This is a genomic window from Klebsiella sp. G-Nf4 (assembly GCF_002810615.1).
GTDB lineage: Bacteria > Pseudomonadota > Gammaproteobacteria > Enterobacterales > Enterobacteriaceae > Klebsiella > Klebsiella variicola.
This window is the reverse complement of sequence record NZ_PION01000010.1, coordinates 40,103-54,640: the sequence shown is the minus strand read 5'-3', so window position 1 is coordinate 54,640 and position 14,538 is coordinate 40,103. Positions and strand designations below refer to the sequence as shown.

Here is a 14,538-nt window from a genome sequence, read left to right as displayed (position 1 = left end):
AGGTTGCTGAAAAAAGAGGCGGCAGAGAGGAGGGCGGGGACGAAAAGCAGCGCCCCCGGCGGGGGGCGCAAGCGGTTATCGGGCGATAAACTGATATTCCGTCAGGCTGACGTACTCCTGGCCTGGACGTAACACACAGTCCGGCTGCGGCCATTCCGGATGATTCGGCGAATCCGGCAGGAATTCGCTCTCCAGCGCCAGCCCCTGCCAGTCGGCGTAGGGCTCCGTCGTCTGCGACGGGGTGCCGCCGAGATAGTTGCCGGAGTAAAACTGCAGCGCCGGAGCGGAGGTATAGACCGTCATCTGCAGCTTGCCGTCCTGCGACCAGACCTGCGCCGCAGGCTGGCTGGCGTCGCCTTTGGCATCCAGCAGGAAGGCATGATCGTATCCCTTCACCTTTTGCTGATCGGCGTCGGCGAGGAAGTCGGCGGCGATGGTTTTCGGCTGGCGGAAATCAAAGCTGGTGTTAGCAACATCGTTGAGTTCACCGCCCGGGATACCGTCGCTTTCCACCGGCAGATACCTCTGGGCGAGGATCTGCAGCTGGTGCTGGCGCACGTCGCGCTGGTCACCGTCGAGGTTGAAATAGACGTGATTGGTCATGTTCACCGGGCAGGGTTGGTCCACGGTGGCGCGATAGGTAATCGCGATGCGGTTATCGTCGGTCAGACGATAGTGCGCGGTGGCCTGCAGAGTGCCGGGGAAGCCTTGATCGCCATCGGGCGAGGTCAGGGCGAACAGCACTTCCTGCTCGTCGGCGCGGACAATGCGCCAGCGGCGCTTATCAAACCCTTCCGGGCCGCCATGGAGCTGGTGGCCCGCGTCGTTTGACGGCGTGACGTTGACGAGCTGGCCGTCAAGCGGGAAGCGGCTATTGCCGATACGGTTGGCGTAGCGGCCTACCGAGGCGCCAAGAAACGCGGCCTGACGGGCATAGTCCTCCAGCTTCGCACAGCCCAGCAGCGGATGGCGCAGGCTGCCATCAGCCAGCGGCACCTCGGCGCTGAGCAGCGTCGCGCCCCAGTCCGCCACGGTAACGGTCATCCCCGACTTATTGCGCAGGGTCACTTGCTGCCAGGGCTGGCCGTCCGGCGCCAGCGCGGTGGTTTGCGTTACCATTGGCCTGCCCCCTGTGACGGTTTGCAGACATAGAATGTCTCTTTAATACCGGTTTTCGCTTCATACGTTTTAGCAACGGCCTGCTGAACGGTATCGACCAGATCTTCCGGGACCAACGCTACCACGCAGCCGCCAAAGCCGCCGCCGGTCATGCGCACGCCGCCTTTATTGCCGATCGCGGCCTTAACGATCTCCACCAGAGTGTCGATCTGCGGGACGGTGATCTCGAAATCATCGCGCATCGAGGCGTGGGATTCGGCCATCAGCTCCCCCATCCGCTTCAGGTCGCCTTTTTCAAGGGCGCTGGCAGCTTCCACGGTGCGGGCATTCTCCGTCAGCACGTGGCGTACGCGCTTCGCGACGACCGGATCCAGCTCATGGGCGACGGCGTTAAATTGCTCGAGGGTAACATCACGCAGGGCGGGCTGCTGGAAGAAGCGCGCCCCGGTCTCGCACTGTTCGCGACGGGTGTTGTACTCGCTGCCGACGAGGGTGCGCTTAAAGTTGCTGTTGATGATCACCACCGCCACGCCTTTCGGCATCGAGACGGCTTTCGTACCCAGCGAACGGCAGTCGATCAGCAGCGCATGGTCTTTTTTGCCCAGCGCCGAAATCAGCTGATCCATGATCCCGCAGTTGCAGCCGACGAACTGGTTTTCCGCCTCCTGGCCGTTCAGCGCGATTTGCGCGCCGTCTAGCGGCAGATGATAGAGCTGCTGGAACACGGTGCCGACGGCGACTTCCAGCGAGGCTGAGGAGCTTAACCCCGCACCCTGAGGCACATTGCCGCTGATCACCAGATCCGCGCCGCCAAAGTGGCTGTTCCGCTGCTGCAGATGCTTCACCACGCCGCGGACATAGTTCGACCACTGCTGGGTATCGTGGCTGATAATCGGCGCGTCGAGAGAGAATTCATCGGTCTGATTGTCGTAATCGGCGGCAATCACCCGCACGGTACGATCATCGCGCGGTGCGCAGCTGATCACCGTCTGGTAGTCGATGGCGCAGGGCAGCACAAAACCGTCGTTGTAATCGGTATGCTCGCCGATCAGGTTGACGCGACCTGGCGCCTGAATGACATGGCTGGCCGGGTAGCCGAAGGCGTCAGCAAACAGGGTTTGGGTTTTCTCTTTCAGACTCATCATTACACTCCGGATTCACGAAAATGGACGTCGCTGACGGCGCGCAGTCGTTCGGCAGCTTGCTCGGCGGTCAGATCGCGCTGCGTTTCGGCCAGCATTTCATAGCCAACCATAAACTTGCGGACCGTCGCGGAGCGCAGCAGCGGCGGATAAAAGTGGGCGTGAAGCTGCCAGTGGTTATGGTCTTCATCGTTAAACGGCGCGCCGTGCCAGCCCATGGAGTAGGGGAATGAGCACTGGAACAGGTTGTCGTAACGGCTGGTCAGCTTTTTCAACGCCAGCGCCAGATCGCTGCGCTGGGCGTCGGTGAGATCGGTAATACGCTGCACGTGCGCTTTCGGCAACAGCAGCGTTTCGAACGGCCAGGCGGCCCAGTAGGGCACGACCGCCAGCCAGTGCTCGGTGTCCACCACCGTGCGGCTGCCGTCGGCCAGTTCGCGCTGAACATAGTCCAGCAGCATCGGCTGACCCTGTCCGGCGTAATACTCTTTCTGCAGACGGTCTTCCCGTTCCGCTTCATTCGGCAGGAAGCTGTTGGCCCACACCTGACCATGCGGGTGAGGGTTGGAGCAGCCCATCGCTGCCCCTTTGTTTTCAAAGACCTGGACCCACGGGTAGCGTTTCCCGAGGTCCGCGGTCTGTTCCTGCCACGTTTTAACCACGCCTTCCAGCGCTTCAGGGCTCAGTTCCGGCAGCGTTTTGCTGTGGTCTGGCGAGAAGCAGATCACCCGACTGGTGCCGCGCGCGCTCTGACAGCGCATCAGCGGATCGTCACTCTCCGGTGCGTCCGGGGTGTCGGTCATCAGGGCCGCAAAGTCGTTGGTAAACACATAGGTACCGGTGTAATTCGGGTTGGTGTCGCCGGTGACCCGGGTATTACCCGGGCACAGGAAACAGTCCGGATCGTGGGCTGGCAAGGTCTGTTTTGCCGGCGTTTCCTGCGCCCCCTGCCAGGGGCGCTTGGCGCGATGCGGAGAAACCAGAATCCACTGCCCGGTTAACGGGTTATAACGACGATGTGGATGGTCAACGGGGTTAAATACGCTCATGAAGGTTCCTTAGTCTGGATAACCCTGCGGATGACGGGACTGCCAGTGCCAGGTGTCCTGCGCCATTTCGTCCAGGTTGCGCGTCACGCGCCAGTTCAGCTCGCGGTCGGCCTTGGCAGCATCCGCCCAGTAGGCCGGGAGGTCGCCATCGCGGCGCGGCGCGAAATGGTAGTTAATGGGTTTGCCGCAGGCCTTGCTGAAAGCATTGACCACGTCGAGCACGCTGCTGCCGACGCCGGCGCCAAGGTTGTAGATATGCACCCCGGCTTTGTCAGCCAGTTTTTCCATGGCCGCGACGTGGCCATCGGCGAGGTCCATCACGTGGATATAATCGCGTACGCCGGTGCCATCTTCGGTCGGGTAGTCGTTACCAAACACGGCCAGCGAGTCGCGACGGCCGACGGCGACCTGGGCGATGTAGGGCATCAGGTTGTTAGGGATCCCCTGCGGGTCTTCCCCCATGTCGCCCGACGGGTGGGCGCCGACCGGGTTGAAGTAGCGCAGCAGGGCAATGCTCCACTCCGGCTGGGCTTTCTGCAGGTCGGTCAGGATCTGCTCCACCATCAGTTTGCTTTTGCCATAAGGGCTTTGCGGGGTGCCGGTCGGGAAGCTTTCGACATACGGGATTTTCGGCTGATCGCCGTAGACAGTGGCGGAGGAGCTAAAGATGAAGTTCTTCACGCCCGCGGCGCGCATGGCAGAAACTAATTTCAGTGTGCCGGTGACGTTATTGTCGTAATATTCCAGCGGCTTGGCGACGGACTCCCCGACGGCTTTCAGCCCGGCGAAGTGGATCACCGCCTCAATGGCGTGATCGTGGAGGATCTCCGTCATCAGCGCTTCGTTACGAATATCGCCTTCAATAAAGGTGGCTTCTTTGCCGCCGAGACGCTCAATCACCGGCAGTACGCTGCGCTTGCTGTTGCAGAGATTGTCGAGGATCACCACCTCATGCCCCTGCAGCAGCAGTTGAACGCAGGTATGACTTCCAATGTAACCGCTACCACCTGTAACCAGAACTTTCATGATTCGCTCCATTCGGCTTATCGTGTATGAGGAAGATAGCATATCAAAGAAGTGAAAAGTGTGACACAGGGCAAGTTAGTGGAATCGTTTACACTTGATGGTGAAACGACATAAATTAATTTTTTTTATTTTTAATACAGATGTTTAGGTGGTTTTGCCGCTATTTTTCTGAAAAATACCAGGGATCTTTCGACCCCCGGCAGGGGGCATCAGGCCACAGGACCGAGCTGATAAGTGTAACCGTCTCCACTGGGAACGAACGCCAGGCGATGGGTAATACAGTCCGGAGCATCTTCCGCATGGTGCGAGACAAACAGCAGCTGTGTGGCCCCTTCGCCAATCAACACGTCGACAAAGCGGCGCACCAGCTGGCGATTCAGGGGATCCAGCCCCTGCAGTGGTTCATCGAGGATCAGCAGGGTCGGATGCTTCACCAGCGCGCGAACGATAAGCGCCAGCCGCTGCTGGCCCCACGACAGGCTATGAAACGGCGCGTCGGCGGTGCGTTTATCAATGCCGAGAATATCCAGCCACTGTTGCACCAGCTTGTGCTGCTTGTCCGAGACCGCCTGATAAATGCCGATAGAGTCAAAATAGCCCGACAGGATGACGTTGCGGACGTTGGTGCTGACCCGGTAGTCCAGATGCAGGCTGCTGCTGACGTAGCCGATATGCTTTTTAATATCCCAGATGGTCTCACCGCTGCCGCGACGGCGGCCAAAGAGCGTCAGATCGTTGCTGTAACCCTGCGGATGATCGCCGGTGATAAGGCTCAGCAGCGTGGATTTACCGGCGCCGTTGGGGCCGACGATCTGCCAGTGTTCACCCGGGTTCACGGTCCATGAGAGGTGATTGATGACCGGGCGATCGTTGTAGGAGACCACCCCGTCATTGAGCACGATACGCGGCGCCGAGTCTGCCAGCGCATGACGGGCTGGTGGGACATCCGGCTCCGGCAGGGTGATGCCGTCCAGTTTTTCACTGTGCGCCAGCTGGGCGACCAGCGCCTGCTGCAGCAGGGAAGACTTCTCGCCGGTCTCGCTGAGGGTGCAGTCAGCCAGCACGCCGGCGAATTGCACAAACTCCGGGATCTCATCGAAGCGGTTGAGGACCAGCACCAGGGTGATGCCGGCGCGGTGCAGGTCGGCCAGCAGGGCAGCCAGCTGCTGGCGGGAGTTGACGTCAAGGCCGTCGAAAGGTTCGTCGAGGATCAGCAGTTGCGGATCGGTCATCAGGGCCTGACACAGCAGGGTCTTACGCGTTTCCCCGGTCGACAGGTACTTAAACCGGCGGTCCAGCAGGGCGTTGATGCCAAACTGTTCGGCCAGGCGCGCGCAGCGGGCAGGATCTTTCACCTCATCCTGGATAATCTCCGCGGTGGTGCGGCCGGTGTCTTCTTCGCCGGGGCTCAGCAGGTCGGTGTTATTGCGCTGCCACTCGTCGCTGACCAGCTTCTGTAACTGCTCGAAGGAGAGGCGGGTTACGCGGGAGAAGTGGCTTTCGTGCTGGCCGCTGAGCAGGGTCAGGTCGCCAGCCAGGGCCCGCGCGAGGGCGGATTTGCCGCTGCCGTTGCTACCGACGAACGCCCAGCTTTGACCCGCTCTCAGGTTCAGCTGGTCTATTTTTAAGGTTTTTGTATCGCTCAGGCGAAACGTGCCTTGCGAAATTTGCAATGATGACATGATGTATCCCATTTTTTGCAGCGATGTGCATCAGGGATACGACTTCGGGCGCGTAATGTCAATGGGGTCAGCATAACGTCGCGAGAATGATGCGATCGGCATTGAAGTAAGCGATCGCCTCCGTCCCTGCCGCCAGGCCAGACGTCTGCGCCTGTGGCAGAGTGGCGCACAGGGTCTGACCGTCGGTCAGCGTCATCAGTACTTCGCACTGCCCGGAACCGCATTCGATATGGCTGATACGTCCCGACAGCTGGTTATCGGCCTGGCGGGCCACGTCGGGGTCGAGGGTGATGCCGACCCAGGGGGCCTTCAGCAGGACCAGCACCTCCTGGCCCTCATCGAGCCCCAGCTTCTCAGCGCTTTGTGCGGTGATGGCGACGGTCAGGCGTGTCTGCCCGTCGGCCAGCAGTACCTCGACGTGCTGCTGCACCTGCTGGCGATCGCGACCGGTAATGGTGCCGAACCACTGGTTGCGGGCGCTGGTCTGCAGGGAAAAGCGTGAGATAGCCGCCAGCAGGCTATCCAGCGGCAGGGCATCGTCATCGCTGAGTACATCAAACGCTTTCTGCTGGATCTGCGCCAGCAGATCGTACAGCTGGATCAGCCGCTGCCCATAGCGGGTCAGCACCGCGCCGCCGCCGCCTTTACCGCCGGTGGCACGATCCACCAGCGGTTGTTCGCTGAGCTGGTTCATCTCGTTAATGGCATCCCACGCGCTTTTGTAGCTGATACCCGCGTGCTTCGCCCCCTGGCTTATCGAACCGGTCTGGTCAATTTGTTTGAGCAGGGCGATCCGCCGGGGATCGGCAAACAGGCGCTGCTGTAGCTTAAGGGTGAGAAGAATTTCGGCCTGCATAATCGTTTCCTGACAAAAAAGGGTATTGTGACCGATAGTCACCCGCTTGCAAAACCTCTGTGCGCGGTTTTGTCATTAGCCACCGCACAAATGGGGCGTGTTTTTTCGGCTGAAACCGTTACAATCAGCAAATCATACTATCTGGAGTGAACCATGTTAGAGCTTTTGAAAAGTCTGGTTTTTGCGGTCATCATGGTACCGGTGGTGATGGCGGTCATCCTGGGATTGATTTACGGTCTTGGCGAAGTGTTCAACCTCTTCTCCGGCGTAGGCCACAAAGATCGCAGCCAGCAAAATCATTGATTTCCCGGCGCCCGGTTTAACCGGGCGCTGTGCTATTTCCCTCCTGTATCATTTCCCTTCGTTTTATTGTCCTGTGTCACTATAAAAATGCTCTGCATATCGTTATATTGTCGAATACATAACGCATTGACAGGAGATTCAGATGGCAGGTTCTTGGTTACGCGGAGTTATCGGGGTATCACTCACGCTGTGCGTCGCGGGTCAGGCGCTGGCGGCAGAGGGGAAAGTGACCGTTTTCGCCGCCGCATCGTTAACCAACGCGATGCAGGATATTGCCCAGGCGTATAAGAAAGAGAAAAACGTCGATGTCGTGTCGTCGTTTGCCTCGTCGTCGACGCTGGCGCGGCAAATTGAAGCGGGCGCACCAGCCGATCTGTTTATCTCCGCCGATCAGAAATGGATGGATTACGCGGCAGACAAAAAGGCCATCGACCCGGCAACCCGCGCCACCCTGCTTGGCAACAGCCTGGTGGTGGTCGCGCCGAAAGCCAGCGCGCAGGGGGCGATAACCATTGATGAGAAAACCGACTGGACCAGCCTGCTGAAAGGAGGCCGTCTGGCGGTGGGCGATCCGCAGCACGTTCCGGCAGGCATCTACGCCAAAGAGGCGCTGCAGAAACTCGGCGCCTGGGAGACCCTGTCGCCGAAACTGGCCCCGGCTGAAGACGTTCGCGGCGCGCTGGCCCTGGTGGAGCGCAACGAAGCGCCGCTGGGGATTGTCTATGGCTCCGATGCCGTGGCCAGCAAGGGAGTGAAAGTGGTCGGCACCTTCCCGGAAGCCTCGCATCAGAAAGTCGAGTACCCGCTGGCGATTGTCGATGGTCACCGCAATGCGGCCGTAAGCGCTTTCTATGACTACCTGAAAGGGCCGGAAGCGTCCGCGATTTTTAAACGTTACGGATTTACCACCCGCTGATGTTTCTGAGCGAACCCGAATGGCAGGCGGTGCTGCTGAGCCTGAAAGTCTCCTCCCTGGCGGTGGCCTTGAGCCTGCCTTTTGGGATCTTTTTTTCCTGGCTGCTGGTTCGGCGCACCTTTCCCGGTAAGGCGCTGCTCGACAGTATTCTCCATCTGCCGCTGGTGCTGCCGCCGGTGGTGGTGGGGTATCTGCTGCTGGTGGCCATGGGGCGGCGCGGGTTTATTGGCAGCTGGCTGTATGACTGGTTCGGTATCAGCTTTGCCTTCAGCTGGCGCGGAGCGGTGCTGGCGGCGGCGGTGATGTCTTTTCCGCTGATGGTGCGCGCCATTCGCCTGGCGCTGGAAGGGGTGGACGTCAAACTGGAGCAAGCGGCGAGAACCCTCGGGGCCAGCCGCTGGCGGGTGTTTTTGACCATTACGCTGCCGCTGACCCTGCCGGGGATTATCGTCGGCACGGTGCTGGCCTTCGCCCGCTCGTTAGGGGAGTTTGGCGCGACCATCACGTTCGTCTCCAATATTCCCGGCGAAACGCGCACCCTGCCTTCGGCGATGTACACCTTGATCCAGACCCCGGGCGGGGAGGGGGCGGCGGCCCGCCTCTGCCTCATCGCCATCGGACTGGCGCTGGTTTCGCTGCTGATTTCGGAATGGCTGGCCCGTGTGAGCCGCCAGCGCATGGGAGGATAATGATGCTGGAGCTGGACTTTACCCAGACCCTCGGCAGTCACTGCCTGCAGATCCGTGAAACCCTGCCCGCCAGCGGGATCACCGCCATCTTTGGCGTCTCCGGCGCTGGCAAAACCTCGTTGATTAATGCCATCAGCGGCCTGACCCGTCCGCAGACGGGGCGGATCGTGCTCAACGGCAGGGTGCTGAACGACACCGCGCAGCGTATCTGCCTGGCGCCGGAGCAGCGCCGTATCGGCTATGTGTTTCAGGACGCGCGCCTGTTTCCCCACTATAAAGTGCGCGGTAACCTGCGCTACGGGATGGCGAAATCCATGGTCAGCCAGTTCGATAAGCTGGTGGAATTGCTGGGGATCGCGCCCTTGCTGGATCGCCTGCCGGGCCGGTTATCCGGCGGCGAAAAGCAGCGAGTGGCTATCGGCCGCGCCCTGCTGACCGCACCGGAGCTACTGCTGCTGGATGAGCCGCTGGCCTCGCTGGATATTCCGCGCAAACGCGAACTGTTGCCCTACCTGCAGCGGCTGGCGCAGGAGATCCATATTCCGATGCTTTACGTCAGCCACTCGCTGGATGAGATCCAGCATCTGGCCGATCGCGTGCTGGTACTGGAGGCCGGTAAGGTGAAGGCTTTTGGTCCACTGGAGGAGGTCTGGAGCAGCAGCGTGATGCACCCCTGGCTGCCGGCGGAACAGCAGAGTACGATCCTCAGCGCCACGGTCGCCGCGCAGCATCCGCAGTACGCGATGACGGCCCTGACGCTGGGCGACCAGCTGCTGTGGGTCAACCGGCTCGAACGTCCCGCAGGAGACACCGCGCGGATCCGCATTCAGGCGTCGGACGTTTCGCTGGTGCTGGCGCAGCCGTCCGGGACCAGCATCCGCAATATCTTACGCGCCGAGGTGGTTCAGTGTCTCGAAGTCAACGGGCAGATTGAGGTCCAGCTTAGGGTGAGCGGCCATCCTCTGTGGGCTCGAATCAGCCCCTGGGCGCGGGATGACCTGGCGATAGCACCAGGTCAGCAGGTGTTTGCTCAAATCAAAAGCGTGTCGATCGCCGCCTGATTACAGCAGCTGGCGGTAGATAAACTCGGCGATGCTGCTGGACTCATTGTCACCGATGACCACCCTGGCACGGGCTTTCACCTCGTCCACCGCATTGCCCATCGCCACCCCGGTGCCCGCCGCTTCCAGCATGCTAAGGTCGTTGTAATTATCGCCGAAGGCCACCACATCCTGCATCGACAGCCCCTGGTCGGCTACCCACTGCGCCAGGCGTTTGCCTTTGCTGTTGCCGGCGCGCGCAATATCCACCTGATCGTGCCACGACCATTCGCACTCCAGGCCCAGCGTCTCGCCAACCTGGCGGGCAAAGCGCTGCAGACGGGGAATGTCTTCATCGGTGAGGGCGAATTTCCATACCGCGTTGACCTCGCGGACCGCCTGCGCCAGCGAGTCGACCTGGCGGAAGACCGGGCGCTGATCCTCCGGTAGCGCCTGCGCCCAGTTGCGGGTGCGGATCACATGCCCGGTGGGCTGTTCATAAAGCATCGCATCATCCACATACGCCAGGCCATGGATCTGCTGTTCGGCGAGCATGGCCGTCAGACTGACCGCTTGCTCTACCGGCATAGGATCGGCTGCCAAAACCTCTTTTGCGTGATAATCATACAAATAAGTGCCATTACAACAAATTGCAGGTGTATCGAGAGCCAGTGCCTGATAAAAAGGATGAATAGCGACGTGATGACGTCCGGTAACGACGATAACCTGGTAGCCCGCCTCTCTGGCGCGGGCCAGCGCCTCCAGCGAAGCGGGCAGGATGGTTTTTTTGCTGGTGAGCAGGGTGCCGTCTAAATCCAGGGCAATCACGCGTGTTGTCATGTGTTATTTCCGGTTGATGTTGAAAAGTGACCTGGCCATGATGGTACACCGCCGTGGCGTCAGGACCAATTTTTCCACATCTGCCGTGAATGCCTGTATGCCCTTTGTGCCGCCGTCCGTCGGAAATTCAGCGGACTTTGCGAGTATCATGGGCGGATGTCTTATAATTTTCAGGGTGCTGTTATCCTGAAAATGAAAATTCCACGTGCAGTGAGGGAAGGAGTAGTCATGAAACAAACCGTTTATACCGCCAGCCCGGAAAGCCAACAAATCCACGTCTGGAGTCTTGAAGCGGACGGCAAACTGACGCTGGTGCAGGTGGTTGATGCCCCGGGGCAGGTACAGCCGATGGTGGTCAGTCCCAACAAGGAGTATCTGTACGTTGGCGTTCGTCCGGAGTTTCGCGTGTTAGCGTATCGCATCACGCCGGATAACGGAGCGTTGACCTTCGCCGGGGAAGCGGCGCTGCCGGGCAGCCCGACCCACATTTCTACCGATCATCATGGCCGCTTTGTCTTCAGCGCCTCCTACAATCAGGGCTGCGTTAGCGTGACCCCGCTGCAGGACGGCCTGCCGGGCGAAACCGTCACCGTGGTGGAAGGGCTGGAAGGTTGCCACTCGGCCAATATCTCCCCGGACAACCGCACCCTGTGGGTGCCGGCGCTGAAGCAGGATCGTATTTGCCTGTTTACCCTCAGCGAGGATGGTTTCCTCTCCGCCCAGGAGCCGGCGGAAGTGACCACCGTCGAGGGCGCCGGTCCGCGCCACATGGTGTTCCATCCGAACCAGCAGTATGGTTATTGCGTCAATGAACTGAACAGCTCCGTTGACGTCTGGGAGCTGAAAGACCCGAATGGCAACATCGAATGTGTACAAACCCTGGATATGATGCCGCAGGATTTCACCGGCGTGCGCTGGGCGGCGGATATTCACATCACCCCTGACGGTCGTCATCTGTACGCCTGCGATCGTACCGCCAGCATCATTACGGTGTTCAGCGTCTCGGAAGATGGCAGCGTGCTGGCAGTGGAAGGCTATCAGCCGACGGAAACTCAGCCACGCGGCTTTAACCTCGATCACAGCGGTAAGTATCTGATTGCCGCAGGGCAGAAGTCGCACCATATCGCAGTGTATGAAATTGAAGGTGAGCAGGGGCTGCTGCAGGAGAAAGGCCGCTATGCGGTCGGTCAGGGCCCGATGTGGGTGGTGGTCAACGCCCACTGAAGCGTCAGGCGGTAAAAGAAAAACCTCGCGTCAGCGAGGTTTTTTGATCAGAGCGGACAGGCTCTTTAGGGAAGGGGCCGCCAGCACTGGCAGGCCTGAAACGCAGAGCGGTTAAATATCGTCCATGGTGTAGCCGACGACAATTTCCAGCGTTTTACGGATCACGTCGGCAGTGACCACGTCATCGGTGCTTTCCAGCGCCTGAATCAGCCATAATATAATGGCTTTATTGTTCAGGTGCCCCTCGGACTGAAGAATACTGTTGATGGCGAGCGACATGACGGCGGACTCATCAACCAGTTTATCACCGGCGTTACGGAAATAATCTGAGAGCGCGGTGTCCTGCAGTCCTGCGTAAATATCGGGTTGCTGATGCATAGTCTGTCTCATCACATTCTCACTCTGTTTTATTCACCATGGTTGGGACAATCAGTGGATTTTTTTAGCTTCCGGCGCCATGCTGCTCTGCGCCAGCGTTCCTCTGCTTTCCCAACGGCCATTGATTTTCTTAACCTGCAAAGGCGCGTGCTTCCGCTGGAGGGCGAGCTTCGCGCAAATTTCTTCAATAACGGCAGCGATGATTTTCCTTCGCTGGCGATCTGACTCTGTGGCCTGCATCAACCGAAGCCGAACCAGCAGGGTCGGGGTGGTAATCGGGCGATTCGTTTTCAGAAGCGCGAGCACCGCCTCGCCGATGATCTCATCGGTTATTTCCTCAGTATCACTGCTATTCATAACCGTCTCTCTGCATGCCACACTCTTCCTGAATCTGATAACGGGCATTCAGGTCAGCAGCAGGTTTATGGAAGCGATCGCCCCTCATCTGCTACTGCGGTTGCAACAGGCGACGATCGATGACGTTATTCCTGACCGGCAAACAACAAACCAATTAAGGTTTGATAGTGGCTCTCTTCCTCAGGCGCACGGGCGCTGTCAAGGCGGCTCAACAGTTTGGTGCACAGTGCCTTGCGGTTGAGATGGCGCCCTTCGTTGAGAATATCCATCACGATCTGACCCAGCGTTTCCTGCTGGGAAGGTAACGATGCTTTGTTGAAATACTGGGCAATTGCGTTCGCTGTATCTGGAATGTAACCATTCTGCTGCATATGTGCTCCTTTCATTTCATTCATCTGTTAACTGCAAATAAACTTATACAATAATTATTAAGTTGTACACAGAAAGTTGCGCAATATTGCTGCGATTGTCTCTATTTTATTGATTTTTAATAAATTAATTTTATTGCGTGATTGTTTTTTAACCTGTTTGGGTGGGGTTTTATGTTGTACATTGTACAAGGTGAGAGGGTGGGGGACGCCGGGGTGGGGCGTAATGCGTTTGAGTGTATATTTTTTGTTAAGATAAACCGTAGTTTTGCAAGACGATTAGCCTGATAACTGCTACTGTGAATGCTTATCCCTCCCATCTGGAATCACTATGCTTACCACCATCATTTATCGCAGCCATATTTGCGACAATGTCTCATTCAAATCGATCGAGGCCATGGTTGCCAGGGCAAACGAGAGAAATGGGCAGGCGGATGTCACCGGTATATTACTGTTTAACGGGACGCATTTTTTTCAACTTATTGAAGGACCAGAAGAAAAGGTACGGGATATTTATCAAAAAATTTTCCTCGATCCCCGTCATTATAATCTGGTGGAGTTGTTTTGCGATTATGCACCGTCCCGTCGATTTGGTAAGGTCGGTATGGAACTGTTTGATTTACGGGAACATGATCGCGAGGAAGTACTACAGACAGTGATGGACCGGGGCACGACAAAATATCAGCTCACCTATGATGACCGGGCGCTGCAATTTTTCCGTACTTTTGTCGAATCCACGGAAAAAGCGAACTATTTTGAGATCCCTTCCGCGGACAGTTGGGTATTTATTGCTGATAACGAGACCTTTTTCCCTGACACTCCTATTATCGATAATACGGAAAGCTGGTCTTTTGCCTTTCAGCCGATCGTCGATCCTTTCGCCTGTGAAATTATCTCGTGGGAAGCACTGCTGCGCACACCGGATGGTCAATCTCCTGGCGACTATTTTGCCGGGCTGGCAGGGGACGATATTTATCTTGCCGACCTGCACAGTAAACGCGTCGCGCTGTCTCTGGCGGGGAAATTAGGTTTACGTAATAAGGCGTTAAGCATTAATTTGCTGCCGATGACGCTGGTGAAAGCGCCTGACGCGGTGGCTTTTCTGCTCGATGAAATTAAGCGCAATGATCTTATTCCGGAACAGATTATTGTGGAGTTTACCGAACGGGAAGTGATCTCACGGATGGACGATTTTACCGATGCGGTGCGTAAGCTGAAGGGCGCGGGGATTAATCTCGCCATCGATCACTTCGGCGCAGGCTTTGCCGGGCTATCGCTGCTGGCGCAATACCAACCTGACCGGATTAAAATCGACCATGAACTGATCCGCAATATTCATCAGGACGGCCCGCGACAGTCAATTGTACAGGCTATTATCAAATGCTGTTTTTCGCTGGAAATTGCGGTATCTGCTGTCGGTATCGAGCGTGCTGAAGAGTGGATGTGGCTGGAATCAGCCGGTATCTCACAGTTTCAGGGAAATTTATTCGCGGGTGCCCGCCTGGGGGGCCTGCCCGCTATCGCCTGGCCGGAGAAAAAATGATTCACC

16 protein-coding genes are annotated in these 14,538 nt (G+C 58.1%); 6 read left to right on the top strand and 10 right to left on the bottom strand.

What is annotated here, in order from left to right:
• Positions 1-75: 75 nt before the first annotated feature.
• The 6 genes from galM to modE form a co-directional block, all read right to left on the bottom strand.
• Positions 76-1,119, bottom strand: a complete 1,044-nt coding sequence (galM, locus tag CWM57_RS19670; protein ID WP_074386508.1) for a galactose-1-epimerase — start codon at positions 1,117-1,119, stop codon at positions 76-78.
• The gene (gene galK, locus CWM57_RS19665) at positions 1,113-2,261 is read right to left on the bottom strand and encodes a galactokinase (RefSeq protein WP_074386507.1); all 1,149 of its coding nucleotides are present in this window, start codon (positions 2,259-2,261) and stop codon (positions 1,113-1,115) included. Before galK ends, galM begins: the two co-directional genes overlap by 7 nt.
• A gap of 2 nt (positions 2,262-2,263) precedes the next feature.
• Positions 2,264-3,310 (bottom strand): galactose-1-phosphate uridylyltransferase, encoded by a 1,047-nt coding sequence (gene galT, locus CWM57_RS19660; RefSeq protein WP_074386506.1) that lies wholly within the window; start codon positions 3,308-3,310, stop codon positions 2,264-2,266.
• A gap of 9 nt (positions 3,311-3,319) precedes the next feature.
• Positions 3,320-4,336, bottom strand: coding sequence for a UDP-glucose 4-epimerase GalE (galE, locus tag CWM57_RS19655; protein WP_022065235.1), 1,017 nt, complete (start codon positions 4,334-4,336; stop codon positions 3,320-3,322).
• 209 nt (positions 4,337-4,545) lie between these two features.
• Complete coding sequence (gene modF / locus CWM57_RS28045; RefSeq protein WP_086512415.1) at positions 4,546-6,018, bottom strand: molybdate ABC transporter ATP-binding protein ModF; 1,473 nt, start codon at positions 6,016-6,018, stop codon at positions 4,546-4,548.
• A 67-nt stretch (positions 6,019-6,085) separates the two neighbouring features.
• The gene (gene modE, locus CWM57_RS19645; RefSeq protein WP_100631696.1) at positions 6,086-6,874 is read right to left on the bottom strand and encodes a molybdenum-dependent transcriptional regulator; all 789 of its coding nucleotides are present in this window, start codon (positions 6,872-6,874) and stop codon (positions 6,086-6,088) included.
• Positions 6,875-7,027: 153 nt separating this feature from the next.
• Here modE and CWM57_RS19640 point away from each other — a divergent pair, with 153 nt between their 5' ends.
• The 4 genes from CWM57_RS19640 (at position 7,028) to modC (ending at position 9,843) form a co-directional block, all read left to right on the top strand.
• Positions 7,028-7,177 carry an AcrZ family multidrug efflux pump-associated protein gene (locus CWM57_RS19640; protein ID WP_002895156.1) on the top strand — a complete coding sequence of 50 codons (150 nt, stop codon included), beginning with the start codon at positions 7,028-7,030 and terminating at the stop codon, positions 7,175-7,177.
• Positions 7,178-7,319: 142 nt separating this feature from the next.
• Positions 7,320-8,093, top strand: a complete 774-nt coding sequence (gene modA / locus CWM57_RS19635; protein ID WP_012542417.1) for a molybdate ABC transporter substrate-binding protein — start codon at positions 7,320-7,322, stop codon at positions 8,091-8,093.
• Positions 8,093-8,782, top strand: coding sequence for a molybdate ABC transporter permease subunit (gene modB / locus CWM57_RS19630; protein ID WP_002895159.1), 690 nt, complete (start codon positions 8,093-8,095; stop codon positions 8,780-8,782). The genes modA and modB overlap by 1 nt, the downstream gene beginning before the upstream one ends.
• A 2-nt stretch (positions 8,783-8,784) precedes the next feature.
• Positions 8,785-9,843 (top strand): molybdenum ABC transporter ATP-binding protein ModC, encoded by a 1,059-nt coding sequence (gene modC, locus CWM57_RS19625; RefSeq protein ID WP_061156397.1) that lies wholly within the window; start codon positions 8,785-8,787, stop codon positions 9,841-9,843.
• Here the strand turns inward: modC and CWM57_RS19620 are convergent, their stop codons facing one another.
• A complete protein-coding gene (locus CWM57_RS19620) occupies positions 9,844-10,662 on the bottom strand; it encodes a pyridoxal phosphatase (RefSeq protein ID WP_074386503.1) in 819 nt (272 codons plus the stop codon). It lies immediately after the preceding gene.
• A 228-nt stretch (positions 10,663-10,890) separates the two neighbouring features.
• Here CWM57_RS19620 and pgl point away from each other — a divergent pair, with 228 nt between their 5' ends.
• Positions 10,891-11,886 (top strand): 6-phosphogluconolactonase, encoded by a 996-nt coding sequence (gene pgl / locus CWM57_RS19615; RefSeq protein ID WP_074386502.1) that lies wholly within the window; start codon positions 10,891-10,893, stop codon positions 11,884-11,886.
• Positions 11,887-11,997: 111 nt separating this feature from the next.
• Here the strand turns inward: pgl and CWM57_RS19610 are convergent, their stop codons facing one another.
• From CWM57_RS19610 to ycgZ, 3 genes are all read right to left on the bottom strand, one after another.
• Positions 11,998-12,264 carry a biofilm development regulator YmgB/AriR family protein gene (locus CWM57_RS19610; protein ID WP_004886050.1) on the bottom strand — a complete coding sequence of 89 codons (267 nt, stop codon included), beginning with the start codon at positions 12,262-12,264 and terminating at the stop codon, positions 11,998-12,000.
• Positions 12,265-12,315: 51 nt separating this feature from the next.
• Positions 12,316-12,621, bottom strand: a complete 306-nt coding sequence (locus CWM57_RS28040) for a hypothetical protein (RefSeq protein ID WP_008805712.1) — start codon at positions 12,619-12,621, stop codon at positions 12,316-12,318.
• Between the two features lie 125 nt (positions 12,622-12,746).
• Complete coding sequence (gene ycgZ / locus CWM57_RS19600) at positions 12,747-12,992, bottom strand: regulatory protein YcgZ (protein WP_012542413.1); 246 nt, start codon at positions 12,990-12,992, stop codon at positions 12,747-12,749.
• A 328-nt stretch (positions 12,993-13,320) separates the two neighbouring features.
• On the opposite strand from ycgZ, the gene CWM57_RS19595 reads away from it, so the two are divergent.
• Positions 13,321-14,532 (top strand): diguanylate phosphodiesterase, encoded by a 1,212-nt coding sequence (locus tag CWM57_RS19595; protein WP_100631695.1) that lies wholly within the window; start codon positions 13,321-13,323, stop codon positions 14,530-14,532.
• Positions 14,533-14,538 lie beyond the last annotated feature (6 nt).